The sequence below is a fragment of the Paenibacillus sp. RC84 genome (assembly GCF_041260495.1).
Classification (GTDB): Bacteria; Bacillota; Bacilli; order Paenibacillales; family NBRC-103111; genus Paenibacillus_F.
In genome coordinates, this window is sequence record NZ_JBGBYL010000006.1 from 58,624 (window position 1) to 84,161 (window position 25,538).

A 25,538-nucleotide genomic window follows, 5' to 3' on the forward strand; every position below is an offset into this window, starting at 1 on the left:
TAAAGAAAGGTAATACTATGATAAAACTCGATAACTTATCCTTCTCGTTTCCTCAAAAAGAACTATTTAACAACATTTCATTTACGTTAGAAGAAGCACAACATTGCGCTTTTATCGGAACAAGCGGCAGTGGGAAAAGCACATTGATAGATATACTGATGGACCCGGAAAGATATCTTTTCGATGGTAAATTAGAGATGGACCCCGATTGTACAATTGGATACGTAAGTCAGTTCTCAGAACTAGACAACACGAAAGAAACAACCGTTTTTGAATATATAGGAGAACCATTTATAAAGCTTCAAAATGAAATTCAATCGATTTGCACGGAAATGGAAACCTCAACAGATATAGAACCGTTACTGGAAAAGTATCAATTCGCTTTAGACGCATTGGATTCTATCGGTGGGGATGATTTTGAAAGCAACATTCATAAGCAGCTAAATGTAGCAAACCTTATGAAGCGAAGAGATAGTAAGGTAGCCGACCTGAGCGGCGGGGAATTCAAACTTATTCAAGTGATGAAGGAAATGCTTAATCGTCCCGACATATTGATTATGGACGAGCCTGATGTATTTCTAGACTTCGAAAACCTAAATGCGCTTAAAAAACTTATTCATTCGTACAAAGGCATACTACTGGTTGTTACGCACAACCGATATCTATTGAATCATTGTTTCAACAAAATTATACACCTTGAAAATAGGGAGATCCAGGAGTTTGATGGGCGATATATCGAGTATAACTTCTCATTGCTTCAGACAAAAATGGAGCTGCAAGAGCTCGCGGTCGCTGAACAAGAAGAGATGGAGAGAAACGATACGATCATCAACAATCTTAGAGTTATCGCAACTTACAATTCAGACGCTTCGAGAGGGAGAGCGTTAAAAGCTAGAGTTAGATTTCAAGAAAGACTGGAAGCGCGTCGAATTAAAGCGCCATTCGTTGAAATTAAACAACCGAATATCAGTTTTGGTGTGGATAATGAAATGGAAGACGCTACTGTTGTAAGTGTCCATCATTATAGTGTTGGCTTTGATGAGCTGCTGCTAGACAATGTTAACTTTGAGATAAAATCTACGGATAAAGTAGCTATTATCGGCGCAAACGGTACCGGGAAAACGACCTTACTTCGAGACATCTTTAAAAATAATCATGCTTCCATTGAAATCAATGCGGATGTTAAAGTAGCTTATTTGTCTCAGCTTCAAGGTGAAATGCTAAAGGACGCTAATACAATACTAGAAGAATTCTTCGATGCAGGGTTCAAAACTTACGATGAGATCGGATTGTATCTTTCCAACTATGGCTTTGAAGGAGAAACCCTTAGTCAAAAGATAGAATCTCTATCTGGTGGAGAAAAAAATTTACTTCAGTTGGCTAAGGTTTCCGCCAGTAAAGCAAACGTATTGCTTCTTGATGAACCGACAAGCCATTTAGATACCTATACACAACTAGCACTGGAGAAAGCCATTGAAAATTTTAAAGGCGCGATTCTCATGGTTTCCCATGATTTCTATTCTGTTGTAAATGGTATGGATTATGTTTTAATTATTGACGATAAGACGATTAGAAAAATGACTTTGCCAAAGTTTAGACAGATGATTTATGATAGTCATTTTGATAAAGATTATTTAGAAACGGAACAAAAGAAAAAATCAGTTGAAATGAAAATAGAATTGGCTCTAAAAAATACTGATTTTGAACTTGCAAAAGGATTGGTAGAGGAGCTGGAAGAGCTGATTAAATGGCTTTAAATGACAACCCTCGAAGTGAGGTCAGTTAGCAATAAAACATGATGATAGTGGAAAAATATCAACGATGTAACCCAAACAAACCACTCTATTCCCGGAAGTGGTTTGTTTGAATTCCCCACTGCACTAATAATGTATTCAATGCGACGCAGGACGTTGCCGCCATCTTCCCCCAATTATAGGCAGTTTGATGATACAATAACGGGACAAGATTACGCCGAATACGGAGGGATGCGCATGGAAAATAATCCGAGTCGCAACAAAGAGAACTCTCTTTCTCATTCCGAAGAGAAGCAAGAACATGAGAATGACCACCCATATGCAGACGAGGAGTGGGACTTTGAGTCGGAAGAGGAGGACGACGACGGGGGTTCATCGGCCAACCGACGGAAGTGGATCAGAAATACGGTCATATTCCTGCTCGTTGCCGCTCTAGTCGGAAATATATTGGCCTTCTGGCCGCAAATCTACAACATGAAGACGCTCCCCCTCTTGTTCGGGTCGAGGGAATTATCCAGCCAAGCTGAAATCCAAAGCTATAAAGAAGCGGTTGTTACAGTCAGCACGGACAACGGCAAGGGCACCGGATTCCACATTAACGGCGGCTATATTGTGACCAACTACCACGTCATCGAAGATAACGGCTATATTATAGTGAAATTCCCGGGGCAAAGTCAGAGTTATAAAGCGGAGCTGTCGGGCAGCGATCCCGATCTGGATATCGCCATACTGAAGGTGGACATCGGGGATCAACGGCTGCCGTTTATTGAAGTCGAGCGAGACAACAAACAGTGGGAGCCTGATGAACAAATCTACGTGATTGGCAATCCGCTTCATTTCACGCAAATCGCCATCAAAGGGGCTATTATCGGCTTGGTCCCGATCCAAGGCCGTCAGACGCCGGTCATGGCCCTTGATGCGCCGGTCTATAAGGGCAATAGCGGCTCTCCCGTCATTAACAAGCGTGGCAAAGCCATCGCCGTTGTATTCGCCACTGCCGATGTCGAGCATCAAGACCAAATGATAGAGGCCGGTTTGGCCGTACCGATTGCCGACATGGAGACCCTGCTGCGAACTTCGCTGCCGCCAGTAGAATAAAAACTTTAATATTTTCGACATCTTGCTAAAGTAAGGGTGATAGCCATGAGCGTAATACGTTTGGAGAACGTCACGAAGAAGTATGAAGGGTCCATGATCTTTCGCGATATTTATTTTCGAGTTATGCAAGGGGAACGTATCGGCCTGATCGGACGAAACGGTGCCGGCAAGTCGACGGTATTTAAGCTCATTATGGGCAAAGAGGAGCCGACTTCCGGCAGAGTAGAAATAAATCCTCAGTTGAAAATCGGATATTTCTCTCAATTCTCGGAATTGAGCGGAAGCCTGTCTGTTCAGCAAGAACTGGAAATGTGCTTCGAGCAGGTTGCCCTTATCGAACGAGAGCTACTAGAGGTAGGAGATAAGCTGGGTTTGATTACAGACAATAACGAAATGGAGAGGCTGCTAGCGAGGCAGGCGGAGTTATTCGAGCAAATGGATCATCTCGATGGCTGGAACGTGTCCGTCGAGATTAACACAGTGCTCATGAAGCTAGGGTTCAACGACAGATCTCGCAATCAGCCGATCGATGAGTTGTCCGGGGGATGGCGTAACCGTGCGGCGCTCGCGAAGTTACTAATCGAGCTGCCCGATGTCGTTCTGCTCGACGAGCCTACGAATTACTTGGATATGGAAGGCATTGCATGGCTGGAGCAGTGGCTGTACCGGTTCAAGGGAGCCATGATTCTGGTGTCGCATGACCGGCAATTCATCGATAAGGTCGTCACGCGTACGATCGAGATCGAGAATTATCATTTTCAGGAATACGAAGGCAACTACACCGATTACGTCCGTAAGAAGAAGATGCGCAAGAAGGAGCTGGACCGTCAGTTCGAATGGGAGGAAGAGCTGCTGCTCATGGAGTCTGAAGCGATCGACGACCGCGCGAGCAGGAAATCCGCTTCCAAGGACCGTCTCTCACGGAAGCTGGCGGATAACAAGAAGCGGATCGAGCAGCATCCCGTTAACGTACTGATTACCGATATATACGAGAGGCTGCGTTTCCCTGATAAGCTATGCGAAGTGAAGAAGATCGGACAGACCTACGAGGGCAGGCAGATCTTCGAGAACGTTAGCTTCGATATTCAGAAGGAAGATCGCTTGGTCATCGCGGGGCCGAACGGAAGCGGGAAGTCCACGCTCATCAAGACGCTTACCGGGGCGGAGAAGCCGGAGTCGGGAGAGGTTATCTGGGAGAAGGGCGTTAGCTACGCCTACTTCAACCGGATGTGGGAGGAGCTTGATCCCAAGGATACCGTTAGCCACGCGGTGAATACGTATGGATTGGGGCTGGACGCCCCGCGCAAAAAGGTGGCCAAATTTCTATCGATGCTGCAATTCTCGGAGGCGGATCTGAGCAAGGAGATCGGCAATCTGTCCGGCGGACAGAAGGCTCGGGTGGCGCTGGCCAAGTGTCTTCTATCGGGTGCGGCGGTTATCATCTTGGACGAGCCTACCAACCATCTGGATCTCATGAGTATTCAGGTCATGGAGCAAGCTCTAATCCATTTTCCCGGCGCCGTCATTACGGTCAGTCATGATCGCTTCTTCATCGATAAGATAGGGACGAAAATGCTGACCTTCGATCCGGTGACGGGAGTGACCGAACAAAGTCTATAAGGGAGAATGGTTCTCTCGATACCTCTCAACCTTACTCTTCATCATGAGGCTGACGCTTTAGCTCTCTTTAAGTAGGGAAGCAATGAAATCAAGCCCAGGATCGCCAGAATAAAACCGACCCATAACGGAGAGTGGATCCCGTATCCGCTGTCGATGGTCAGTCCTCCGATGAAGGATCCGACGACGACGCCGAGGCTAATAATCGATCCGTGAACGGTCGTAACAAGCGTGCCGGTCCCTGCAACACGGGTGATGCGGGTCGACATAGCGGGATTCAGAGTCACCCCTGTTAGGCCGATGATAATGACGGCAATGACTGAGACGTACGGACTGCGTGGATAGAGTGCGAATATCATCAGCGCTGAAGTTAAGAGCGTCAATCCTATGGTTAGGGTTGGCATCATATATCGATCGGCAGTTCTGCCGGTAACAAGGTTTCCCGCGATGGTGGCCATGCCGTATATTCCCAATATAAGCGGAACCATAGCGGTGTCAAAGCCGGAGAGGTCGGTAAGGATAGGTGTAAAATAACTGAATGCGGCAAACGTCGCCCCGATAATGAGAAGGCTGGTCGCAAAGGCAGCCCATAGATTGGGATTTTTGAAACTCGCCAGTTCACTGCGCAAACTAACGGACTCCGAATGGGATGCGGTGGGGATCACTTTCATGCCCAAAATTCCGGACAGTAAAACCAGTACGACAACCGCCCAGAAACTGGACCGCCATCCGAAATATTGGTTGAATAGCATCGCCGCGGGCAATCCGAGCGCGGTAGCAACCATTAAGCCGCCAAGGACGATGGAAGCGGCACGACCGCGGTATTGAGGACTGACTAAGTCAAAGCAAATACCCAGCGAAATGCCGAAGCAGGCAGCGGAGGAAACCCCGGTAATGATCCGGGCAACCATCATCATCTCATAACTGATGGCTGAAGCGCCAAGAATCTGACCGAACAGGAATATGGCGGAAATCAATAAGAAGGCCCTCTTCTTCGACACTTTGGACAAACCAATCGCTAACAAGGGTCCCCCTACAATCATCCCTGCAGCATAAGTGGTTATAAGGTAGCCGACGGAAGCAATGGATACGTCAAATTCCTTTGATAACGAAGGCATAATTCCGGCCACCGTGAATTCGGCAGTGGTCATGGAGAAGATCATCATCCCCAGTACATAAATAGCAAACGGCATAGCAATTCCCCCCATTTCTTAATAAATTGTAATGATTAGTACAAAATAAGACGTGATAATGCCCCTAAGGTGATCTGTTCAGACGTCTTTAATTTTTTTATTAATCAGTACAAAATAAGCCATAAAAAAGCGCAACGCTAAAATGCGATTTCCAACGTTGCTTTGGCCATTTGAATGGCCCTTTCACGATTCTGAGCAGCATTGAGTACCCGGAGTCCATAATAATTGCCTAGAAAGAGGTGGACTAAATCCGAAGCCTGATGTGTCCGCGAGATCTCTCCCGACATCTGCCCCGTCTCAATAGCCTGCTGCAGAGCCTGCTCCAGCAAATCCACGTGTCGTTTGAATAGGCGTTCGACCAACGGATCTCTTTGCGCACGCTCCATTGCGGCATTGATCAATAAGCAGCCTCTGCGATTCTCGTTTGCAAAGTCCTCTTGGATGGCCCAATCCAATAAAGCACGAAGGCGGTCTTTTATAGGCCCCTGTCCCTGGAGAATCTCAATCTGGGCTTGGATGCCGATTTCATGGTAATGCAAGAGGGCTTGTTCATAAAGCTCATGCTTACTTCCGTATGCATTGTATAAGCTTCCTCTTCCAAGACCGGTTTGTTTACACAAATCTTCTGTCGAGCAAGCCTCGTAGCCAATTTCCCAGAATAATTCCATGGCCGAATCGATCACTGCGGTATCCTTAAATTCTCGAGGTCTTCCGCTTTTCCTCACTTCATTGCCCCCTTCCTGCTCTCTAATATAACAATAATCATTTTGTACTGATGTGTCAAATATTATGCGTCTGAGTTCGCCGGTAGACCCGTTAAGCTGAATCATATCATAAGTGACGGCGAAAATTGGAGATTGGGTAAGACGGTATGCTCATAACTGTCACAAGTGAAGGCGAAAAGCAGTTTGCTGAGTATATGGTTATATTTACGATAATGCATAACATTGATCTACAGTAAATAGGCCGCCCTGTTCATGGGCAGCCTTCTTGGCTTGCAAAGGAGTTGTCTTCGAGAAATAGGTGGCATACACTTGCCATCCTACTATTTTTTAACCACAGGAACCCAAAATTCGCCATAGAAAGTGCCGTTACCGTTTTCTTTGCGATAAGTCGCATTTGGACCGCCGATGTAAGCATAATCAGTGATTTGTGCCAAGACTTCGCCAAAAGCGCGGTAAGTCAGCAGATCAAACAAAGTTTCCTTTTCGCCGGTTCCTGCGAGCACTATGTACTCGCTTTCCGGAAACTCGATGATGCGTGTTGCGTCAGCCACCGATTTGCTGGCTTCTACCGCGAAATAATTCCACGGTCTGCCTTGATAAACCTCGTTGACGGACCATTCGCGATTATCTTTTGCGGCCGCCTTGAGCTTATCAAAACGTCCGTCAGCCTTGAGTCCTGCCCAAAACTCCGCTTTTTCCTTTTGCAGAGCTGGGGCGTCTTGAAAATTCGATTGAAGTGAAAAACCATAAGCGGTCAATGTAAATGATTTTTTGTGTTCAACTGTGTAATTTGCCATGAGAGACCTCCTTTGACTGAGATTAGTCTACTACTTTTTTTACACGAAGCCACATTTCTCCGTAGAATTTACCGTCTTCAATTGCTTTGACGAATGTCGAGTTACCTGGACCAACGTATTTGTAGTCCGTGATTTCTTGCAGCAGGCCACCGAAAACTTTGCCTGTTATTTCGTCAGCAAGGCGGTCTTTGTCAGAGCCTGTGTCAGGCACCACGAGGTAATCCCCAGCGAGGAAGTCGATGACGACCGCGTCTTCCACGTCGTATGCACCCTTCACGCCGAAGCCGCGCCAGGCTTTGCCGTCGATGACGTAGTTGATTTGATATTCCTGCCCGTCAGCGAGCGCGAGAAGTTTGGCAAGCTTGCCGTTTTCAGTGATTTCAGCTTTTTTCGCCGCAGTTTTGGCTGCATTACCTGCCCAGTCGTTGTAGTCCTCAAGTGAAACACCGAAAGCAGTCATTTTGTAGTTTTCCGAGATGGTTTGGATGGAGTAGGTAGACATTTTAATCTCTCCTTTAGGGTCATATCTTACAAGATTGATACTATTCGCTAAATGTATCAAAAAATGAAACCTTTTATTTGATATCAAAAAGTAATGCAAAAACAGAATCAAAACCAGAACCAAAATCAGTATGGATGCTACATTTCTGATACAATAAAATCATGAAAAAGATAGAACGAGTGAACCTGATCATGCGCTTCATCAATAACCGCGCGCATTTCACGATTGCAGAGATTCAGCGTGAGTTCAAGATTTCCCGCGCGACGGCGATTCGCGACATTAACGAGATTCAGGCGATGGGTTTTCCGCTGACGACCGAGCTTGGGCGCGGGGGTGGATACAATGTCCTGCAAAATCAGTATCTGTCCGCTGTCCGTTTCACACCGGAAGAGCTGAAAGCGATATTTATCAGCTTTATCGCTTCGAAAAACTCGCAGTTGCCCTATTTGCAAAATCGCCGTTCCATCACTGAAAAACTCATCGGCATCGCTTCGCAAACCCAGCACGACGAGTTGATCGAGCTGAATAATATCTTGCTTTTTGAAAATACAAATCCTGCTAATCCGAATCTGTTGGAACTCGATGACGCGGCGCCTGCGGAGTTGAACCAGTTGATTTCGCTTGCTGCGCGGGATAAGCACTTGCGTTTGACTTATGAGCCGAGTCCTGGGTGGCCACAGTTAATGGACGTTTTTTTGATTCATATTTTTAATTCAAACGCTCATTGGCTGGTTGAGGTTTATGATCTTGATACCGACGAGTTTCGTTATCTGCCCGTTGAGATGCTGCGGGATTCGGCAATTTCTAAGCAGGAGATGAAGCGGTCTGAGCAAGAGATTTTAAGCAAAAAACGGCTTGATGCACGTGAATCCAATCTGGTTGTAAAGCTTGATACGACTGGAGTTCAGCGCTTTAAGCGCTTGCATCCGCCGGGGATTATTTTGTCCTTTACGGGGATGTTCCAGTCGAGTGGGATTTTCAATGTTCAACTGAATGTGACCGATGTTGAGGCGCTAGAGTATTACGCGGATTGGCTTTTGTTTTTGGGAAAAGGAGTCGAGTATGAACGGATTCCTGATGAACTGCGTTTGATTTTGGAAGAGCGGTTAAGGGGAAGTGCGGACACTTTAACAAAATACACGCTAGGCACAAGTTAAGGCTATCCTGCTGCAGGATGGCCTTAACAATTATATTTTAGTAGGCGGAACTTTCAAGCTTAAAATTTGGGTTGATGTCAAATTCCTCTGGCCCCTTCTTATCTGCCTTTCGCAAGAGGCAGAATTCGGAATGGTAAAGAAGATGATATCCCCTATTATTTCGATGGCTATATCGAAGCAGTTAAAAAAGGCAAGAATACAGGGTACAGAGCTACAATTGTTTAAAGTAGCTTAGAGGATTAAACTAGCGGGAGACGATAGTTTAATAACTATGAAACAAGTTTTCCAACCCGGACCTCTCTAAAGGCCGGGTTTGTTTCGCTTATAACGGTATTTTAAATGCCCCTGTTATCGAGCAACAACAGAGATAACAAAAGATATGAAAATCTATATGATTTTAATGATAGGTGAAACTAACCTGAATTTTCAAATCTCTATGTTTGTCTCCAAAAACTCAAGATATTTTGGGTCGTCTTCCATAAAAATCTCAATACCGCCGCCCATGTAAGCCCGGGTTAACTCGTCAGCTGCCTTTTCAAAGTTTTCCTGTTCGTAATATAACTGCCCAAGCCGAAGATGAATATACGGATTCCCCAACCCATTCGGACACTGGACGGCATTAAAAAAGCACTTGAAGGCCTTATCGTAATTCTTCAAACGATAGTGGATATCCCCAATAGCTGCATATATCCAGGTAGCGGCCTCCCATTCTTGATGATTTTCAGGCAATAAGCGAAGGGCGGCCATATAATTTTGCTTGGCGGCGTCAAAATCGCCTGTCTTCACTAAATCATCGCCTTGTTTACATAGAGCCCTAATTGCGGAATAAGTGGAATCTGTGAGTTGCAACGCAATCTCTCCTGTTCTATTGATTGATTGGATAAACAAATGCGTTCGGCACAGTCTTTGACTTCAGGCAAACAATCCCATAGTTGTAACAAGGGGAATTTATGATGAAAAAAACTACAGCACGTGTTTTGATTCTAAGTTTAATTGTTTTATTGATTGTTTTGGCTGTTCCATGTTTTCAGTTTTATAATTCAAAACAAAAAACACAAGAAAAAATTGACGGTGATTTTGTTATGTCAATTGCTAGAATTTCTGCAGGACTAAATAAGCCCCTGTTGATGGAATTGATTGGATCTGTAGCTCGGAGCATTTGCCCTCGGTCTGGTAAGGGATATTGGCAGGGAAATTAGATGCAGCCTGGCACTCGACATTTGTCGAAACTCGTGAATGTCCCTCATGTTTGTAAGTCCATAATATGGGATTATAATGCACCTTCCATGATATAATGTACCGCATACAGTACTGCTCGTCATCACCAACCAGCCGCTCTACATTGGAAAGACAGAATGCTCTTCGCAGAGCTCTGCTATGGCCGGACATCCGCATTGCACAGCATCGAAGACCAAGCCGAATACATCCGGTTGAGCATACGCTGACGAAGAATGATGAAGTGTTAGGCATTAGCAATGAAATGTAAGTAGAATGGTACGGGATCAAAAAGTGAGCATCGGATTAATGGTAAACGGGAACGGTAGTTCCAATATACTGAAAAAAGAAGGGAAATGTAGCATGGGGGTTTCTGTTTATTACACTTGTATGAGAAATCATAACCTTACCAACAGTGAGGAGCAAGAGATAACAGCCATCATTGATAAATACAATGCGGGTTTTGAAATGAAGGATATTGGAGAAACATTTTGTGTTTATGACTATGATCAGGATGAACCAACCGTGATCTTTGCAGGTTCGACAAAGCTACCCTTTTCAGATGATTTTGAAGTGATATTGAATGCGCTGTATTATTGGTTGACCTGTTTGACGAATATTAGAAGAAGTATTTCTAATGGGGATTGGCATGTGCATCTAGATGATACAGATGCCATTTGGGATGAGGAAACGGGTTGGCAAATGCCAGAATATTAGTACTCTTATTCCCAACAAAGTAATGGAGGGATCTTATTTAGGTACCGTTAGAAAAGGAGGATTCTATAATTTTCCTGCATGATTTGATTAAGTTGAATTTATAGCTTTGAGATAAAAGAGGAAAAAGGAGCTTTAAATGATTTACAAATTTACAGAAGTGCTGAATGATCTGATAGACTATTTCATTCTCGGGGATATTTTGCTGCTGGAGAGCTGGAAACAGTCCAATCATCTTTCGGACAACTTAGCCATGGAGTTTACAACAAACGAAAGCGGCGACCATGCCGTGCTTGATGGTATCGTACTTCCAATGGCAGGGATTGAAAACTATCCCTATACAATTATATTTAATCTTTCTGGTGATACACCGGAGTTGTTGAGATCAGATAGCCATTTACAATTTAGACGTGGTGGCTATTCGCTTAAAGTTGAAAACAACATACTGATGCTGTTTACTTGGCGAATACTAGAACAATTCACTAACGAAAGAGTCAACGCTTTACTTAATCATTACCGGCAATACAAAAAGCCGATGATTGAAATTGAAAACGGCTGGTACAGCATAGAAGTATTGGGTGGAGAAACGTTGCAGGATTCATATTATGAACCCACATTTGAGTTTGTTTTGCAAAAGACAGAAAGGAAGGGGCCAGCGGAATTTGACATCAATTTAGATTTTAAGATTGAAAGTACCACCTACTAAATAGAAGTTTGCCAGCCCTCGCATCGGTAAAGCATTTAAGGGACGACCTTCATAAGGTAGACTATTCTGGAGATAAGGGAGCACGTGGTATGCTTAAACGGGTATTGGGTAAAGAGAAAGATATCATTCGGGCGTTCGCAAAAGAGATTGTTGACTCCATCGCAGATGGACGATATGAGGAAATTGCTCAAAAAGTTGATGATATGCAGGATTGGGACGTTGAGCTATTAAAAGAGGTCATCGAGAGTTTTAAGGAAGATAATGAGTTGGGGCAGATCGATAGGTTTGATGTAGAATGTACCTTTAGGCCTGTTTATAAAGATGGCAGTGTTTATCAACAAGAATCCTTCTATTATTTTAACGATGGAAGCGGAATTGCTTACGAATATGCATTGACGACAGAGGGCGAACCCAATGATTTGACTTTGAGTTTTGAGTTTCACTTTGAGGGTGACTCTCTGAGAGTCATTTTTAAGAGTGGGATTACTGTACTTTAATGACATCGTATTTTATATGGAAAATATTGTTTTGGGTCAACCCAATTGAATTCGCTAGGAGCTGTCACGCCGCGACAGGCTCCTCTTTTCATTTTTCGCCGATAGTCACGTTAAGCTGAACCTTATCATAAGTGACGGCTAAATTTTTCGTGTGTGAAGAGCGTAGAAGCACTAAATGAGGTTGAAGCGGGTAGGGTGGGGGATGAGGTAGTTAAGCCCTGATTAGCTTGAATTAGAACTAATCGAGGCTGATAGCTCAAATGAGGCCTCTTTCCAAGCGGAAGTTATCGCGCGATAATGTAAAGTGTTATATCAAAATACTGTCAGTGGCGAAATAATAGACGCTATTGACAGTATTTTTCTTTAGAGCAGTTTCACCTAGAATACAACCAATTGAAATAGTACTAATGCCTTTACGGTAAGCATGGATCGGGCGCTGTGTGCGTGCAAGATTGTATTCTGAGAGTAGTTGTTGGAGCTCAGGGGAAATGACGTCCATCCAGCAATGAATCTAGTTTTTCGCAATCGCGAGTTGTTTCACCACAAAGTCTCGAAAAATATGCAAATTGTCATAGTACTAATGCATGTCCCCGAATATCTCAATTTGCATACTATTATTATATAGAAGCAGGACTGATAGGATAATAAACTGGAAGGTTGTGATTTAGGTGTCTCAGAGAATATATGTAAGTGACTCCCATTTTTCTTGTTGCCAGAGATGTAAGTCCCAAACAGTAGGAATATTAAGCTACGCAGATTTTTATGCCTTGATGCCTCCTGATAACGCAGCAACAGTTGCTCCGGGTACAGACGTAAGTTTCCCGGAAGATGGACCTACTAGCGGGACTACTATAACCCGTGTTAGTCCAAGTTCATTTAACTTGGCTACAATTGGCACTTATCAGGTCTTGTTTCAGGTGAGTGTTACCGAGGCAGGCCAACTGGTTGTAACACTCAATGGTTCGGAGCTAGCCTATACGGTTGTTGGGCGAGCAACAGGTACTTCTCAGCTAATAGGAGTGGCTCTTGTGAAAACAACAGTGATCAATTCAGTACTCACTGTACGAAATCCTGCTGGTAATTCCACGGCACTTACTATCACTCCTCTCGCAGGAGGGACAATGCCTGTATCAGCACACCTTGTTATTACGCAAATCGCATAGAGGGGAAACAGAGTCGCATACTTAATTCTCGTTTCCCTTCAGCCCTCCAAATCGCAGGCACTACTGAAGTAGCTGTGCCTTTCATAATCGGAACATGGACGAGCTGATGAAATGCGTATCTGAGAATTCTTTCTTCTCGTGCATTTGCACAATCATTATATACTTCTAGAGCGAATCATTAATTTGAATTTTCTTCTCATCGTTAGTTCTGGTGCCCATTATTTTAAAGCTATGAATATAGCCAAAAACAGCTTCCTGATATTCGTCTATTGTCTGCTCAATTATTTTCTAGTTTAAAAGACGACCTTTACCCCAAAAAACTGGGAATAAAGGTTGTCTTTTGATTCGTGTCCCTTAGTTGTTCTGAAATCTACAAGTTCTTCAGTGGCCTCGAGAAGATGGTGGCTCTTTTGCATCATTTATTGTCTCTATTTGTATATTCCTTTTATTTGCTTATAGATCTTTAACCATCCATACCATTAACCTAAGGCATACCTTGGAGTTATACAGAACTCTCCTTGGTAAGGAGGTGTAAATGGAGCAGCACCTACTCCTGTTAATGTTATTGAAGTAAATCCAGTTTTGGTAAATGCAAGAATACCAGGTGCAGCTAGAGTTTCAGTTTCCACTATAGCAGTACCAAGCAGAAAGTTAACTGTTACGGTACCACCAGTTGGTCCACTGTCTAATGATATTGTTCCTGATACAAACGTTTTAGTTGGATTTGTATTTAGGGCATAGATGACCAGAGGTGCTGCGGCTGTCAAAGTATAAGGAGCACACAATTTATCCTGCACAAATGGGGTTTGACTACAACAATCATGATTGCCTACCACTATGGTTTGATTATTACTACTTCCACACATAGATAAGATTCCTCCTCTAAAAAATAAATTTCGTAACTAAAGTACAACCTGTATCCCCGTGTACCCTTGCTAATACACCCATTTGCAATGCATATTCGATAAATAGATATTTGTCTTAGTACGATCTACCCATAGCAAAAATAAACTAAATTACAAGGGTTACTTGCTATTTCTCCCCTAAGGCAATCAATAAAGGAGCAGATATTTTACAAAAGCCGATCTTTATTTTCTAAATTATAGATCCCCACCATTAACCTAAGGCATACCGTGGAGTTATACAGAACTCTCCTTGGTAAAGAGGTGTAAATGGAGCGGCACCTGTTCCTGTTAGTGTTATTGAAGTAAATCCAGTTTTGGTAAATGCAAGACTAGCACCTACAGTTAGTGTATCAGTTTCCACTACAGTAGTACCAAGCAGAAAGTTAACAGTTACGGTACCACCAGTTGGTCCACTGCCTAATGATATTGTTCCTGATACAAATGTTTTAGATGGATTTGTATTTAGTGCAAAGATGGTGATCGTAGGTGTAGCGGCTGTGATCGTATAGGGAGCACACAATTTATCCTGCACAAATGGGGCTTGACTACAACACTCGTGGTTGCCTACCACTATGGTTTGATTATTACTACTTCCACACATAGATAAGGTTCCTCCTCTCAAAAATTAGTTTAGTGTTCAAGTATAAATACGTAACTAAAGTACAGCCTGTATCCGCGTGTACCCTTGCTAATCCACCCATTTGCAATTCATATTCGATAAATGGATATTTGTCTTAGTACGATTTACCCATAGCAAAATAAAATATAGGATGAGGACGGATTTATTTTTGATGGGGAGGTAAGGGATTTGAAAGCAGCTTCTCAAACGATAAGGCAAAAGACAGTTGTTAATGTTAGAACAGGCTGCGGCTGCTCAAAAATGAGGACAAAGGGAAAGTGCAAAAAGAGAATGTACAAAAAGAGAATGTGCAAAAAGAAAGGAGGATTTGATATATGTGAAAAAATATGCGGTCGTATATTTCAAAAATGTGATGGGAAAGCCCGAATTTACTTTCGAGCTTTAGGCATTCATCGCCCATCTACAAGTGTCTTAAAAATCGAAAACGACTCGAATTGCCAAATGCAAGCTTTCATAAAGCTGGGCTCAAAAAAGAAAATAATCGAGCAGACAATAGATGGATATCAGGAAGCTGCTTTTGTTGTAGGCTCTATTTATAAACTTGAAATAATATGCACCAATGCCAACGAAGAGGATAAATTCTGCAAAGGTAAATTCGAATTAATGATTCGCTCCTGAGCCAGTTGTTTTTCTTTAATTTGATATGGGTTCTTCCCATGAAATCTTTGGGGATTTGTGTCCTTAGACAACTTATCGCAATATTACGAATTCCTGTGAAGTGCTTAATATTGTGATTCAAATTAAATAATGAGATGCAACAGTATGGGCATTGATTATTGTAAGCAAGGTGAAGTCGAAAGGTATTATTTTCTCGTTTTAAGTGAATTTTCATTTAGATATTATAATTGTAGAAATAACAGAAATGCATTATGGGAGGTAAACAAGAATCCATACCAACGATTGGAATGATATTGGCATTTATGGGCATATTCATATTTGCATTTGGCTTTGCCTTTAATCGTGATTTAGGCATTACCGATACACCTGAGCCGTGCTCTCTGTCCGAACTGCTCAATCGATAGCGAGTACACTGCACCGGTCGTACCGATCGCGACGAACAGCAGCAAAACGGCGACGCCCACTGTGACCGGATGACCGAGGAGCATGTTGATCGCCGGTGTCGGCGCCATGCCGAGCAGTGCGCCGAACGGCACGGAGCCTGTCAGCGCCCACAGTGCAGCGGCTGTAAGCAGCCAAGGTATCAGCGGAGCCGCGCGTCCGACGCGACGTCCCGGCAGGAGCATAGTCATTCGTCCGTTCTTATCCGTGGTGGAGAACAGCGGCAGCGTCTCGATATGTTCTTGCTGCCCGTGCTTCTGCTGACCCTCCGCAGCATTCCTCATTGGCATCGCCCTCCCGAGGAAGATACTCGCACCCTGAGCGGCAGAGGGGGATTCCCCGCGACGCGGCCGGGACGATCAACTATATAATGGAGGAGTTTCTTCCCTTTTTCTTCCTCATTATTGAACGTTTTTTTGTAGGTGTTATGATATTCTAGGTGACGTAATAGAAAGTTCAACTTCCTATTATCTTTGTACTCAGCCATACACACCTTCACCCCCAATATTTAATATCTATAATTTTACAATAAGTGACGGCGAAAAATAATGTTTACTGGTATAAAGTTTGTAAAATTTCCCCTAAAAAATGCAAGTAGCCAAAACAGTAAGCACTTTACGCTCGGATCTGGGGGATATATTTTGGTAGGAAGGACGGTCTGTGTGTGGTAAAAAAGAAAATCGTGAAAAGAATCAACAAGATTCTTCTGACTGCGATAGGCGGCATTATAATTATCTTGGGTGTTTTGGCAGGTTATGTTCATTTTTTCATACTTGAAAAGCCTTCTGAACCGGATAAATGGGCTGATGCGGAGCGCTATGTCTGGAATAAAATCAAGTTTGACCAGGATGCACAAGTAATTTCTGCCGACGGTTCAGAATACTATTTACTTGCCAATAAGGGAGCATCTGCTGAAGATAAATTGATCATTTACTTTTCTGGGGGCGGTGTGGCTTGGGATGCGGTGACTGCCGCGCAGCCGATCAGTCTGAGTAATGTAGTGAAGAACGGTGAGATCAAATATTACTTTCCGAACATTCCATTCTTTAAAGTAAGTACGCTTGGCGGCCTGTTGAAAAATAATAACCCTGACAATCCGTTCAAGGATTGGAATATTGTATATATCCCTTATTCTACTGGTGATTTGCATATCGGGAATGCATCCAAGGAATATACGGACGCCAAAGGCAAGCCGTTTACAATGCGTTACAACGGTCAAGCCAATACGCGCGCAGCATTGGAATGGATTGCAAACCATTTCGCTGCGCCGGAAAAGATCCTCATTGCGGGAGAAAGCGCCGGAGGATTCGGAGCTGCTTTCTGGGCACCTGAGATTGCGAAACGCTACCCGGATGCCCGCATTTATCAATATTCGGACAGCTCCTACTTAAATGCCGACCGCTGGCCGGATATTATCGATAACGAATGGAAGGCCAACTTTGCAGCAACCTTTGGTTATGAAGTCCAGGTCGATTTGATTTCGTCCGTATTCGCGGCGAACCGCAAGCTGCTCCCGGACAACGCAGTACTTTTGCAGTCCAATACGCTTTATGACGAGCTGCTGTTCGACTTTGAAAAGGATCTGAATGGTGACGTTTCGGACGATAGCGAATATGTGCATCGCTGGTCGGCCCGCATGCTGCAATCTGCCGGAGAGCTAACTGAAGTATTGCCAGGCTACTATTATTACATCACTGATTACGGTCTTAACGAGAAGACGGGCAGGACACCACATACACTCTCCCCATTAAATCATTTCTACAAAGCCGAACAGGACGGGGTGAAGCTGATGAAGTGGCTGGACGATGCTGTGAATAAGGATGAATATTACTCCGTGGGGCGGCATTTTGTAGATAAAGAGGGCTGACGATATCGGTCCAGCGTCTTCGTCTGCTTCTTCATGAGGGTCATATGTCGCGCCCCTGATGGGGGTGTTTTTGGTAGGGGCATTCGGCTGGCAAGGGGAGAGCGCAGTGAGGTCGGGGCTAATCGATGGGCTTGTCAATGTGGTCCCGATAGTAGTCAAAATACAACTGATTTTGCGTACCTCTCACGGCATAGAACACATCGGATACGGACTTGTTCCGCTGCCGCAGCACCTGCTCCAACCATTGGACGGTCAGCCCGTTGTGGGCGAGATTGTCTTCCATGATTATGCCGTCCATAATCAGCTCGACAGGGAACGACTGGACGGCCGCGGCGTGTAGCTTCAGATCTTTGCGCGTCACCCACTCATAATCGCTTTTCTTCTTGACGGATAGCTTCCCGTGATCCTCCAAGCAAGCGTACTCGACTTCCGCTATATTGAAAATATCTTTTTCACGCAAAGATTGGGCCAGGGAATCCAACGTGTAGCGGATTTTTCGCATGTTGTCCTCGAGAATTTTGCCGTTCTCGATAATGACGGTCGGAGTGCCGGATACCAACCGGTTCCATGCCTGGTTTTTGAGCGCGATCTTGGACACGAGGAAAGAAATGACGAAGAACATCAGCAGCGATACGACGATGGGCCAATGGTTGAGCTTATCGTTAAACGCCAAATTCGCCGCAATGGCGCCCAGCGTGATGCCGCTCACGAAGTCATGGAAGGTCATATTGGATATCGTCTGCTTGCCGAGAATTCTCGACGTGATCATGAGGAGGACAAAAGCGGCGATCGTTCGAAAAATAACTTCCACGTATGCTTGCAATGGGCGGACTCCTTGTTCCAATTTATGGGATCTGGCGTACGGCTCGATAATAACACTATTGACGGTTGAAGCCGGTGTTATAACTCTTTCGCTGAGAAGTGGGAAATTCATGTTCTGCCTAGTTTCGGGTTTTTGCAGTAATTCGGTAAGTTCTGATTTGCAGGCTTAAGAGCTGCAAAAATTCAAGTTACTTTTGAGGCCAGCAATGCCGCCGCGCGGTGCACTTAGGCGCATTTTCCGCCGATAGCCCCGACGTTATGACAGATTAAATAAAACAATACTTCTCAAGGGTCGCAACAAGTGAAGACGGAAGGTCGATTTCAGTTTTATCCTCAGCACAGCTGTCTCCGGGGATATGAATACCTTTGGAGGACAGTCGTTCGATCTGTGATGCCATTCGAGCGGAAAAATCGGGAGCGAGTAGTTCGGGATTTAGGGCCACAATGAACAGGCCCACACCAGGCGAGTGACTCCCCTCCTCAAAGGATGGCGCATCAAGTGACCAGTTCGCACCTGTCGTACCTGCCGCGAGTATTTCAACCATGAGTGCGATATTAGCACCACGAGCACCCCCAAATGCAAGTAAAGCTCCCTTGATCGCTTCACGCGAATCTGTTGTGTTGTGTCCCTTTTCATCGATGGCCCAGCCTTCGGGGATGTCTTCCCCCCGTTCTGCCGCCCGCCGAATATTGACAAACGCCGTGGCGCTAGATGCTTGGTCGATAACTAAGGGTGCCCTGTTGTCGACAGGTGCGGCGAATGCGAACGGGTTAGTGCCATAAACAGCCTGGCTACTCTGTCCGGCAGCCATTAAAGCAGATCCATTGGTCGCAGCCAGCGCTACCAATCCTTTACGGGCGAGCCGCCTTACGTAGTAGCCCAGTTCTCCAGCCGTATAGCTGTTCTTTAACGAGAATACGGTCACACCATAAACGCCTGTTCGTATGAGCAGTTCATCGAATGCACGATCAAAGCCAAATTGGGCGATTCCCCCCTTGGCATCGACTTGAATGAGAGCAGGCGCTGGAAAGCAGAGCGCAGGTTCTTCTGTGCCAGCAATGCGGCCACACAAAAAGCCTTCCAGATAGTCTGGGAGATGAGTAAATCCAACCGAACTCCTACCGGAACATTCCGCAGCGACAGTTGCCTCAGCGAGAGAGATGGCTGCTGCTTTGCTTGCACCAGCGGCGACACACACGCGAATAGCCAACTCTTTTGCACTTTTAAGATCATATCGCATTGGCTATTATCCTGATATGCTGCTCAATTACGGCGGGTGAAAAAGTTTCCGATTCAGTTATTGCTTTCTTGTTTCCTCTCGGCATTTCATCACGCTCCCGACTGAAGTTTCTTCTTTCCATGTGAAATACAAGTTTTCATAAATTATATCATGGAAATATGTTGCCCAGAGAAGTCATCGTGAGCTGAACTTGTCATGAATAACGAATAGCTTAAGCTGATCTGTCGCGACCAGCTCTTTTTCCGTTTTTCGCCGGTAGAGCCGTTAAGCTGAACCGTATCACAAGTGACGGCGAAAAATTTGACATGAGGAAAAACAAGGAGAGTTCACAGGCACTTTTTAACTTAAGTGCCTCAAGAACTGTATAGGTGAGAGAATCCATTTTTTTGTTACTGAAAGTAGGTCTTTCAAATGTATGCTAGTGATTTTAACGGAGAAATTGTAATAGATACAGAATCGCAGGTAGTTGAGTTTATTCGAAATCGTCCAGCATTTAATGCCAATCAGATTATTTTTACCTTTAACGAAAGTGGTATCCCTCAATTATGTGCTTTTATTCGGGATGATTATTGTGTGTTGTATTTTTTAGATTCTGAACAGACGGGAACTTTTGCTTCTTGCGGTGATGACAATATTAGGGACGAAACGATTACCTTTTACGAGAATGTTCATGGCGCAGAAGTAGTTTTAGCAAGTACAATGGTTATTACAGTTAAACAAATGACTGATGCGTGCACAGAATTTTTCAAGACGAAAATTCGTCCAAAATGTATAAAATGGATGGAATTGTAGTCACGTTCCACTAAGCCAAATTAAAGGAGAACGACCATCACGGCGTTCTCCTTTGCTGCTTCGTGTTTGGAGCAAGCAGCTTTTGCCGCAATTCCTTGGCCGTATCTCTCTATTTCGTACTGCAGGCATGTTTAATATGTACTAGAGGAAGTGTTATAGTTTAACTATGAATAAACAAATAAACACGAAACATCAGCGTAAACAGAAGCAATGGGAGCAAGAGAACAAACCGCCAGCTGAAATACTGAGGCGGGAATCATTGTTTAAATCTCTTGGATTTGCTGCAGCGGTATCGCTTTTTGTGTCCCTTCTTTTAATTGGAGTATTTTCGATTCTGATCTTTTCGGTCAAATTTCCCCTCATGGGATGGTTGTCCTTTCTGTCGGAAGATCTGAAAATGCTGGCGATCAATGCTTCAGCTGTGTGTCTGGGCATTTTTTTGTTCATAAGCGGAACAGCGCTATCCGGCTACTTGCGGCCACCGTATTCCATCGTAATGTCGCATGATCGGATTCAATTCTCGAAATGGGGCCGCCGCTACGATGTGGCGTTCGAGGAACTGATCGGGGTCGAGCAAAAATTCAGAATCGCACGCTTTAGTTTTTTCTGGCTGCAAGAATACAATCTTTATACGCCCGAGCAGGTCATCAAACTGCCTATTAGATCTATCGAAGGCCATTATAAAGTGGAGGATCGGTTGTTGCAAAGAAATGAACAGCTGAATAATCGGAAATTGAAGGCACTTGAAGCAACGGCGCAGTTACAAGCAAGTACAGATTCTTCCATATCCCCCGCGACTCGATTCACACTTACTTACAGTACAATAAAGACCCAGCGGATCGTCGTAGATTCTGAGCAAAACCGAATTATTTTTTCCGAAAGAAATCAACTGCCCGCAGACCAAATCAGGAAAATCGTCGTAGATTGCAATGCAAGTTTGGAAAATATCGGAGGCAGAAAGATCACATTCTGGCAGCAGGATGGCAGGAACTTTACCATCAAAACGAAAAATTATGCATGCTCGGACGCAGAATGGTTCACGATGCTGCAAAATTTGCATATAGCCGCAAGGAAGCTGAACATTCCCCTTGAGGTCGATATTCCGCCGAATCGACCACTTCATATCTTTTCAGTCAACGACGAGAAAGAGAGAGCGTCTTAGAAAAGCAGACCTCGTGCTCATTAGACGAAGTCCTTGGATCGAGTAAAAGGCTGGCGATTATGCGCCGCGGCGGATTTTTGGCCGAAAGCCCCGTTAAGCTGAACCGTACCATAAGTGACGGCGAAAAATTTCCTTGGTGGGACGCTTGGGAATGTTATATGCGTGTGATATAAAGGATTTTACAGAACCTCTGAGACCTTGAGTTTCAGAGGCTTTTTAGTTTCTACTTACCAGAAAATAACCCACTATTTTCCATGTTATGGTACGGATGATGTTCCAATACCTTTCTTGCTACTTGCTGCGCATAGGAATACCGAGTGAGTGCCCAATTTGTCCTGCGTTAAAAATGGTGAAGCGAAGCTTTAGCTCCGTATTGACTTGAACTCCTTATAACCATGTTGCATCAGGGTCGCAAAATCAACCGTCCGATGGAGCGTACTTCCCCACGTCCGGCTCGAATGCCGCTCCACTCGCCAGGTCCAGCTCCACGTGGGTGGTTCCGCGATCATCGATCAGCACGATCATTCGCGACCCGACGACGGGAACGCGGTCGGCGCTGGTACGCATGTGTGCTGAAACGACACGAGGAGCACCGTCAACGATATAATTTACCTCAACCGTGAACATCGGAAAATTAAAGAGCCAACGGTTAGTAAAATGCACGGCGGTCAACGTTCCGGTGCATGACGAACCCTCCACGCGGAGTCGCTCGATGTCCGCCTGACGCCGCCGGGCGTGGGCGATAGATCCGGGCAACCGCAAGAGCGCGATGGCGGTCCAGAGGGCGAAGCTAGCTCCGACGACGGCGCCGAGCTCAAGCGGGATCGTCGGCGATGTCGCTATGGCCTCGAGGTCAAAGGGGCGCGACGGGTCGCTTGTCAGCGTCCAGAGCAGGAGGACTCCCGCGACTGCTGCGAGTCCTCCTGCTACCGATATCGTCGCGATCATGATGAATAATGATCGGCTGCCTTTTCTACGCTAAAGAAGAAGATGGGGAAGCTTTTGGCCGAATATGCTGTCAATCAGCCGAATCCGCCTGAAATTCGCGGAACGGGTTTTGTTTAGAAGCGTTATCGGTTTCTTTCTAATTAAGGAGGGTGACGGCAGATTGCAACAGCCTTTGAATGAATCCTTTTTTCAACGGTCGACGCTGAAATTGGCGCGGTCTCTCCTCGGGATGCTGCTAGTGAATGAAACTGGAGCGGGTGCAATCTCGGGATGGATTGTTGAGACCTATTGTTCATAGGTGTTGACAATGAAAATCATTATCAATAACCTAAAAGTAGACGAGAGTTCTCATGTCCACCTTTCTGTATGGCAAGCATTACGCGGTGGGAAACGGACCTTAAAATCGGTGCTTGATGCCAATGGGTCCATCCTTGAACGCTATGATTGTATTTTACTGGATGCTTATACATGGAAGGAAGGATCTGCTTGTGGTCAAGAGCTGCACAGGGTGTACAAAGAATGATCTTAGGATTATCGGTCAATAACCATTGAAAACGAGGGATGCAATGTGAAAATCGACGTTAATCAGTTAGCAGAGCATCTGGCACACATTCCTTTTCAAGTACAAGGAGTATATCGATATGCTAGAAATCCAGGTGTGCCTCACGCTGACTATACAGATTCTTTTCCTGGATTTGTGTTTCCTCTTACAGGGAAAATACAATTTCAATTTAATGGAACCCCCCTATATCTTTTCGCCAGGGAAAGTTGTACATGGGGGTGCAAAAATGAAACTATCCCAAAAAGTGTTTGGTAAAACTGACTGGGAATACATCCTTGTTTTATACCGGACATGTAACTCAGAACTAAAAGAGTCAAGCTTTTTGCATCAGCATTTTGAATTATTAACAGGGCAATCTCCTCGACTTCTTGAGCTAATTATGCGTCTTTGGCATGTTTATAATCAGCGTGGAGGCATTTCGAAGTTTCAAACCGAGATGTTATTTCGCGATGTACTAAATGAAGCTTTATTATGTGTCGATAATAGGCAAAATAGTTGTGGAACGCATACATTATTCGAACGGGTATCTAATTACATTCAAGAATACTATTATCAAAGCCTTACAATAGCATCGCTTGCAGAACAAAATAACGTTAATCGAAATCGGCTTTCTTATGTATTTAGAACACATGCAGGTATGGGACCAGCAGAGTATTTATTAAACTATCGTATAAACATGGCGCAAAGAATGTTATTTACAAGTGATGTTCCTGTACAACAAATTGCGCAAGCTGTTGGAATTGCCGACCCCTTTTATTTTAGTAGAGTGTTCAAGAAACAATTTGGTATTTCTCCCACTGAATATCGAGAGAAGTTCATCAATAATCCATGCTGATTTCAACAAGCATCCATTCTAATTTAAAAATTACTTTACTATAATAGTGTCAAATCAATGAAGATATTATGTTGGAGAAATTTCATATGCAACAGATTACAGGCCTGTTCACTGTAACGGTATATTTAAATTTAGAGAAATAAGGAGGGGTTAATATCCATTACCAAGCTATTAATCTGAATGAGAAGCTATCCAAATTCAACGACTATTGGTCTCTGAAAGTCATTGGTGAAATGAATGACTATCAATTTAAGCTTATTAAAATTGCCGGGGATTACGAATGGCACGTTCATCAAGATACCGACAAGGTATATATCGCACTCGAAGGGGAGATGATCCTTGATTTTCGTGATGGCCAAGTGAAAATTTCCAAGGGCGAGATGTTTATTGTCCCGAAAGGAATAGAGATGAAGCCTTCCGCCGAAAAAGAATGCCATCTCATGCTGGTGGAACCTAAAAGCGTTGTAAACACTGGCGGTCCTGAGACCGAAATAACAGCAGCCCACGATACTTGGATCTAGTGCTTCAACTTTTTGAGGTTCATGCAAGCGAAAACGAGCATCGCCTGCATCGAAACTTTACGCAGTCCCCGTAAAGTCGTCCATCGCATGCAAGCCTGGCTCTGGAGGCTGGGTGGTGGCAGGTCTGCCCTTACTAAAATTCTGCTCTTGTTAGCTGAAAAAACAAACAAAATCCCTCGGTTTCGATGGAAACCAGGGAATTTGTCTGCAATCTGAGAGGGGCAATTAGCCCCTCTTTTTCTTTTACCCTATGATTTTATTTCCCTTTGATAAAAGTCATATAATTGATCAATAGAAGAACTTGAGAAGATATGACTGGCTCGTTCAATTTTCTCACGTTCCCAATCGAACCAACGCATTTCCTTTAACTTTTCGATTTCTTTGTCTGAGAACCGTTTTTTTATCTCTTTAGCAGGGTTGCCGCCTACTATCGTATAGGGTGGGACATCTTTTACAACAACCGATCCTGCCGCAACAATGGCACCCTCACCTATTTTCACACCGGGCATAATCATTGCATTCATGCCAATCCAGGAGTCATTTCCGATGATCGTATCTCCTTTTGGTTCGTAAGAGGTTTCAATCTGCTCCACAAACGGATACACGGTAATCCATTCAGGATGATGATTGTGATTTCCACCCATTAAAATAATTACACCACTTGCAATGCATACGTAATTTCCTATTATCAATTTATCTAAAAGCCAACCATAGTTCTCGATGGGGTTAAATAATTTTCTTGATTTTTCATCTCCCCAAAGGTATCTAACACACCCATCTTCAAAATCATGATTATCGTAATAACCAGAGTAGTAGGAATATTCCCCTACTTCAATCATTGGATTGGTAACAATATCCTTTAGATACTTAATTTCAGACCAGTGGTTAAATCGATGTTGTTTCATTCTTACCCCTCGCTTCTAAGTAATATAGATCATTTTTTCACTTAGAAGCTTGATGCGCTAGCAACATTCTTAAGCCGTTTCAAACGACGAACCATCGTCCTCATCCTTTTCCTTTTTGATGGGGACATTGTAACAAACGAT

General features: G+C 44.2%; 25 protein-coding genes and 2 pseudogenes. 15 read left to right on the plus strand and 12 right to left on the minus strand.

Annotated elements, in window-relative coordinates; genetic code table 11:
* The first annotated feature begins 17 nt into the window (after positions 1-17).
* The 3 genes from ABH899_RS14930 to ABH899_RS14940 all read left to right on the plus strand — a co-directional run bounded on the left by ABH899_RS14930 (position 18) and on the right by ABH899_RS14940 (position 4,472).
* Positions 18-1,757 carry an ABC-F family ATP-binding cassette domain-containing protein gene (locus ABH899_RS14930; RefSeq protein WP_369997538.1) on the plus strand — a complete coding sequence of 580 codons (1,740 nt, stop codon included), beginning with the start codon at positions 18-20 and terminating at the stop codon, positions 1,755-1,757.
* Between the two features lie 234 nt (positions 1,758-1,991).
* On the plus strand, positions 1,992-2,852 hold the full coding sequence (locus ABH899_RS14935) for a S1 family peptidase (RefSeq protein ID WP_369997540.1): 861 nt from the start codon (positions 1,992-1,994) through the stop codon (positions 2,850-2,852).
* Between the two features lie 45 nt (positions 2,853-2,897).
* Positions 2,898-4,472 (plus strand): ABC-F family ATP-binding cassette domain-containing protein, encoded by a 1,575-nt coding sequence (locus ABH899_RS14940; protein WP_369997542.1) that lies wholly within the window; start codon positions 2,898-2,900, stop codon positions 4,470-4,472.
* Positions 4,473-4,513: 41 nt separating this feature from the next.
* Here ABH899_RS14940 and ABH899_RS14945 read toward each other — a convergent pair whose 3' ends face one another.
* The 4 genes from ABH899_RS14945 to ABH899_RS14960 form a co-directional block, all read right to left on the minus strand.
* The gene (locus tag ABH899_RS14945) at positions 4,514-5,662 is read right to left on the minus strand and encodes an MFS transporter (RefSeq protein ID WP_369997545.1); all 1,149 of its coding nucleotides are present in this window, start codon (positions 5,660-5,662) and stop codon (positions 4,514-4,516) included.
* Positions 5,663-5,799: 137 nt separating this feature from the next.
* Positions 5,800-6,387 carry a TetR/AcrR family transcriptional regulator gene (locus tag ABH899_RS14950; protein WP_369997548.1) on the minus strand — a complete coding sequence of 196 codons (588 nt, stop codon included), beginning with the start codon at positions 6,385-6,387 and terminating at the stop codon, positions 5,800-5,802.
* Between the two features lie 320 nt (positions 6,388-6,707).
* Positions 6,708-7,184: a GyrI-like domain-containing protein gene (locus ABH899_RS14955; RefSeq protein ID WP_369997551.1), complete on the minus strand. Its 477-nt coding sequence runs from the start codon at positions 7,182-7,184 to the stop codon at positions 6,708-6,710.
* 22 nt (positions 7,185-7,206) lie between these two features.
* A complete protein-coding gene (locus ABH899_RS14960) occupies positions 7,207-7,686 on the minus strand; it encodes a hypothetical protein (RefSeq protein WP_369997554.1) in 480 nt (159 codons plus the stop codon).
* Positions 7,687-7,865: 179 nt separating this feature from the next.
* Here ABH899_RS14960 and ABH899_RS14965 point away from each other — a divergent pair, with 179 nt between their 5' ends.
* On the plus strand, positions 7,866-8,843 hold the full coding sequence (locus ABH899_RS14965) for a helix-turn-helix transcriptional regulator (protein ID WP_258042455.1): 978 nt from the start codon (positions 7,866-7,868) through the stop codon (positions 8,841-8,843).
* 426 nt (positions 8,844-9,269) lie between these two features.
* Here the strand turns inward: ABH899_RS14965 and ABH899_RS14970 are convergent, their stop codons facing one another.
* A complete protein-coding gene (locus tag ABH899_RS14970) occupies positions 9,270-9,692 on the minus strand; it encodes a tetratricopeptide repeat protein (RefSeq protein ID WP_369997557.1) in 423 nt (140 codons plus the stop codon).
* A gap of 104 nt (positions 9,693-9,796) precedes the next feature.
* Between ABH899_RS14970 and ABH899_RS14975 the strand changes: the two genes are divergently transcribed.
* The 4 genes from ABH899_RS14975 to ABH899_RS14990 all read left to right on the plus strand — a co-directional run bounded on the left by ABH899_RS14975 (position 9,797) and on the right by ABH899_RS14990 (position 11,975).
* Entirely contained in the window at positions 9,797-10,042 is a 246-nt protein-coding gene (locus tag ABH899_RS14975) for a hypothetical protein (RefSeq protein WP_369997559.1), read from the plus strand.
* A gap of 310 nt (positions 10,043-10,352) precedes the next feature.
* On the plus strand, positions 10,353-10,775 hold the full coding sequence (locus ABH899_RS14980) for a hypothetical protein (RefSeq protein ID WP_369997562.1): 423 nt from the start codon (positions 10,353-10,355) through the stop codon (positions 10,773-10,775).
* 136 nt (positions 10,776-10,911) lie between these two features.
* The gene (locus ABH899_RS14985) at positions 10,912-11,478 is read left to right on the plus strand and encodes a hypothetical protein (protein ID WP_369997565.1); all 567 of its coding nucleotides are present in this window, start codon (positions 10,912-10,914) and stop codon (positions 11,476-11,478) included.
* Positions 11,479-11,567: 89 nt separating this feature from the next.
* On the plus strand, positions 11,568-11,975 hold the full coding sequence (locus tag ABH899_RS14990) for a DUF7668 domain-containing protein (RefSeq protein WP_369997568.1): 408 nt from the start codon (positions 11,568-11,570) through the stop codon (positions 11,973-11,975).
* A gap of 1,642 nt (positions 11,976-13,617) precedes the next feature.
* Here ABH899_RS14990 and ABH899_RS14995 read toward each other — a convergent pair.
* Together ABH899_RS14995 and ABH899_RS15000 are read right to left on the minus strand one after the other, a co-directional pair.
* On the minus strand, positions 13,618-14,004 hold the full coding sequence (locus ABH899_RS14995) for a DUF3992 domain-containing protein (RefSeq protein ID WP_369997570.1): 387 nt from the start codon (positions 14,002-14,004) through the stop codon (positions 13,618-13,620).
* 250 nt (positions 14,005-14,254) lie between these two features.
* Positions 14,255-14,644: a DUF3992 domain-containing protein gene (locus tag ABH899_RS15000; protein ID WP_369997573.1), complete on the minus strand. Its 390-nt coding sequence runs from the start codon at positions 14,642-14,644 to the stop codon at positions 14,255-14,257.
* A gap of 207 nt (positions 14,645-14,851) precedes the next feature.
* Here ABH899_RS15000 and ABH899_RS15005 point away from each other — a divergent pair, with 207 nt between their 5' ends.
* Entirely contained in the window at positions 14,852-15,301 is a 450-nt protein-coding gene (locus tag ABH899_RS15005; RefSeq protein WP_369997576.1) for an S-Ena type endospore appendage, read from the plus strand.
* 347 nt (positions 15,302-15,648) lie between these two features.
* Here the strand turns inward: ABH899_RS15005 and ABH899_RS15010 are convergent, their stop codons facing one another.
* Positions 15,649-16,026 carry a hypothetical protein gene (locus ABH899_RS15010; RefSeq protein ID WP_369997579.1) on the minus strand — a complete coding sequence of 126 codons (378 nt, stop codon included), beginning with the start codon at positions 16,024-16,026 and terminating at the stop codon, positions 15,649-15,651.
* A gap of 380 nt (positions 16,027-16,406) precedes the next feature.
* Here ABH899_RS15010 and ABH899_RS15015 point away from each other — a divergent pair, with 380 nt between their 5' ends.
* Positions 16,407-17,609, plus strand: coding sequence for a pectin acetylesterase-family hydrolase (locus tag ABH899_RS15015; RefSeq protein ID WP_369997582.1), 1,203 nt, complete (start codon positions 16,407-16,409; stop codon positions 17,607-17,609).
* A gap of 118 nt (positions 17,610-17,727) precedes the next feature.
* Here the strand turns inward: ABH899_RS15015 and ABH899_RS15020 are convergent, their stop codons facing one another.
* Together ABH899_RS15020 and ABH899_RS15025 are read right to left on the minus strand one after the other, a co-directional pair.
* Positions 17,728-18,432 (minus strand): DUF421 domain-containing protein, encoded by a 705-nt coding sequence (locus ABH899_RS15020; protein WP_369997584.1) that lies wholly within the window; start codon positions 18,430-18,432, stop codon positions 17,728-17,730.
* A 265-nt stretch (positions 18,433-18,697) separates the two neighbouring features.
* Entirely contained in the window at positions 18,698-19,672 is a 975-nt protein-coding gene (locus tag ABH899_RS15025) for an Ldh family oxidoreductase (RefSeq protein WP_369997586.1), read from the minus strand.
* Positions 19,673-20,083: 411 nt separating this feature from the next.
* On the opposite strand from ABH899_RS15025, the gene ABH899_RS15030 reads away from it, so the two are divergent.
* From ABH899_RS15030 to ABH899_RS15050, 5 genes and pseudogenes are all read left to right on the plus strand, one after another.
* Complete coding sequence (locus ABH899_RS15030) at positions 20,084-20,464, plus strand: hypothetical protein (RefSeq protein WP_369997588.1); 381 nt, start codon at positions 20,084-20,086, stop codon at positions 20,462-20,464.
* Between the two features lie 166 nt (positions 20,465-20,630).
* Positions 20,631-21,626 carry a hypothetical protein gene (locus ABH899_RS15035; RefSeq protein WP_369997590.1) on the plus strand — a complete coding sequence of 332 codons (996 nt, stop codon included), beginning with the start codon at positions 20,631-20,633 and terminating at the stop codon, positions 21,624-21,626.
* Positions 21,627-22,881: 1,255 nt separating this feature from the next.
* A complete protein-coding gene (locus tag ABH899_RS15040) occupies positions 22,882-23,097 on the plus strand; it encodes an NADPH-dependent FMN reductase family protein (RefSeq protein ID WP_036739699.1) in 216 nt (71 codons plus the stop codon).
* Positions 23,098-23,142: 45 nt separating this feature from the next.
* Positions 23,143-23,971, plus strand: a pseudogene (locus ABH899_RS15045) (helix-turn-helix transcriptional regulator).
* A gap of 155 nt (positions 23,972-24,126) precedes the next feature.
* Positions 24,127-24,492 carry a cupin domain-containing protein gene (locus ABH899_RS15050; RefSeq protein WP_369998229.1) on the plus strand — a complete coding sequence of 122 codons (366 nt, stop codon included), beginning with the start codon at positions 24,127-24,129 and terminating at the stop codon, positions 24,490-24,492.
* On the opposite strand, the pseudogene ABH899_RS15055 reads toward ABH899_RS15050, so the two are convergent.
* Both ABH899_RS15055 and ABH899_RS15060 read right to left on the minus strand, forming a co-directional pair.
* Positions 24,489-24,581: pseudogene (locus ABH899_RS15055) on the minus strand (transposase); the annotation flags it as partial. The gene ABH899_RS15050 and the pseudogene ABH899_RS15055 sit on opposite strands and share 4 nt — an antisense overlap.
* A gap of 159 nt (positions 24,582-24,740) precedes the next feature.
* A complete protein-coding gene (locus ABH899_RS15060) occupies positions 24,741-25,397 on the minus strand; it encodes a CatB-related O-acetyltransferase (protein WP_369997593.1) in 657 nt (218 codons plus the stop codon).
* Between the last annotated feature and the right edge of the window lie 141 nt (positions 25,398-25,538).